The organism is Xanthomonas sp. SHU 199, assembly GCF_000364665.1.
Lineage (GTDB): Bacteria > Pseudomonadota > Gammaproteobacteria > Xanthomonadales > Xanthomonadaceae > Xanthomonas_A > Xanthomonas_A sontii.
Genome location: NZ_AQOI01000526.1, coordinates 1 through 1,974 on the forward strand (window position 1 = coordinate 1; position 1,974 = coordinate 1,974).

Annotated in this window: 2 protein-coding genes and 1 pseudogene; all 3 read left to right on the plus strand. The window is 72.0% G+C overall.

The annotated features are described in order from the left end of the window. Window positions 1-471: hypothetical protein (locus D183_RS24990; protein WP_017909895.1), on the plus strand; the 471-nt coding region annotated here is incomplete at its 5' end. Between the two features lie 237 nt (window positions 472-708). Further along, complete coding sequence (locus tag D183_RS0116035) at window positions 709-1,527, plus strand: APH(3') family aminoglycoside O-phosphotransferase (RefSeq protein WP_017909896.1); 819 nt, start codon at window positions 709-711, stop codon at window positions 1,525-1,527. Window positions 1,528-1,609: 82 nt separating this feature from the next. Next, window positions 1,610-1,974: pseudogene (locus tag D183_RS0116040) on the plus strand (D-alanyl-D-alanine carboxypeptidase family protein); the annotation flags it as partial.

Here is a 1,974-nt window from a genome sequence, read left to right on the forward strand (position 1 = left end):
GGCTTCGCGTTGCACGCCGCACGGCCTGGCGCGCTCTGGTGGCATTTCGGGCTGCTGGCGTTGATCGGCGTGTCCGGCACCGCCACCTTCGCGCGGCAGCGCGTGCTGCTGCACGAGGGCCTGGTGGACGTGCGTGCGACGTTCCTGACCAGGCGCGTACCGCTGGCCGCGCTGCGCGTGGAGGCGGCGCGCGTGGTCGCACTGTCCGAGCACACCGGCTTCAAGCCGGCCTTGAAGCTGCTCGGCTTCGGCTACCCGGGCTTTCATGCGGGCCACTACCGGACCCGCGACGGGCACAAGGCGTTCTGCCTGATCACCAGCGACCGCGTCCTGGCCGTTCCGCTGCACGCCGGCGGCTGGCTGCTGCTCAGCGTCGAACACCCCAGGCAGGTGCTGCAGGAATGGCAGACACTCGCGGCGCAAGCACACGGCGGCGAAGACACGCGCGGCACGGCGCGCCGCATGGCCTGAGTCCGACGGGCCTCGTCGAGTCGGTCGCTGCTGCGACCGGCCGCGCAGGGCACGACATGCTGCGCGGTGCGGCAAGGTCTCGCCGCGCGACGCGCCCGATCCATGGAGCACACCGCGTCGAGCGTCCTGGCGTCTGCGAGGCGATATATGCTGGAACACCAGCCACGCGCGTCTTCGTCGCCAGCCGCGCGCGTCGCGACGACGCCGCCTCCACATGACGCCTCAAGGATCGGTCCGATGGACCACACCGCGCCCCGCGAGACTCCCGCCACCGCACCGGCGCTGCCGCCGACGCTGTCGGCGCGGCTGCACGGCCTGCACTGGCACCGCAATCTGGTCGGCGAAGCAGGCGCCATGGTCTATCGGCTCGGCGGCACCGGCACGCCGGACCTGTACCTCAAGCGCGGCACCGGCGCCTCGCACGACGACGTGGTGGACGAGTTCGCGCGGCTGCACTGGCTGCGCGGAACGTGCTGCGTGCCGCGCGTGCTGCATTTCGAGGCCGATGCCGCCGGCGCGTGGCTGCTGAGCGAAGCGCTGCCGGGCAGGACCGCCTACCAATGGCTGCAGGACGCGCCCGCGCAGGCGCAGCGCATCGTGCAGGCGCTGGCCGAGTTCCTGCGCCGCTTCCACGCCACGCCGATCGATACCTGTCCGTTCGACGCCACTCACCCGCTGCGCCTGGCCGCTGCGCAACGCCGGCTGCAGGCGGGCCTGGTCGACACCGAGGACTTCCACGCCGCGCGTGCCGGCTGGTCGGCGGAGGCGGTGTGGCAAGCGATGACCGCGTTGCTGCCGCTGGACAGCAAACGCGTGCTGAGCCACGGCGACTACTCGCTGGACAACATCCTTCTCGACGCGCCAGATCACGTGGTCGGCGTGATCGACCTCGGCCGCGCCGGCGTCGCCGACCCATACCAGGACCTGGCAATCCTGGCCAGTTGCCTGGACGAATTCGACCCGGCGCTCGCCGATCGCTTCTTCGCCGCGTACGGCATCGCCACGCCGGACCTCACGCGGCTGCAGTTCCACCAGTTGCTCGACGAGTTCTTCTGAGCCGCGTCTGCCGCGTCGTGCGCGGCGCGGCGGGATCGCCCGACGACTGGCCGCCCGCGCTGCTTGGCCCTACCCTGTGCCGATGCGTATCGTCCCCAGCCTGCTGCTCAACACCGAAACCATCGAACTGCTGCCGGCCGCGCGACTGCGCGCGCGCAGCAACGCCGACGCGCGCCAGCTCGCGCAGGCAACCTGGCTGCTGCGGCGCAAGCACGACGGGCGCTACCTGGCGACCGCGAACGCACACGGACTGCACGCGCTGGTGCCGCGACTGATGCACGAACCCGGCATCGACGCGGCCCTGGATCGGCTCGACGCGCTGCCCGCACGCGGCGCGATGGCGGCTGATGAGACCTGGTTGCCGCTGCACGCGCTGCAGGAGCAACTGGACCAGCTGGGCCTGGCCGCCGACGCCTACGCGCAGCGCACCGGCCTGCCGCTGCAGCC

Bases quoted from the DNA above. Each gene is read 5' to 3' on its own strand.
- D183_RS0116035 (WP_017909896.1), top strand. From the start codon at position 709: ATGGACCACACCGCGCCCCGCGAGACTCCCGCCACCGCACCGGCGCTG.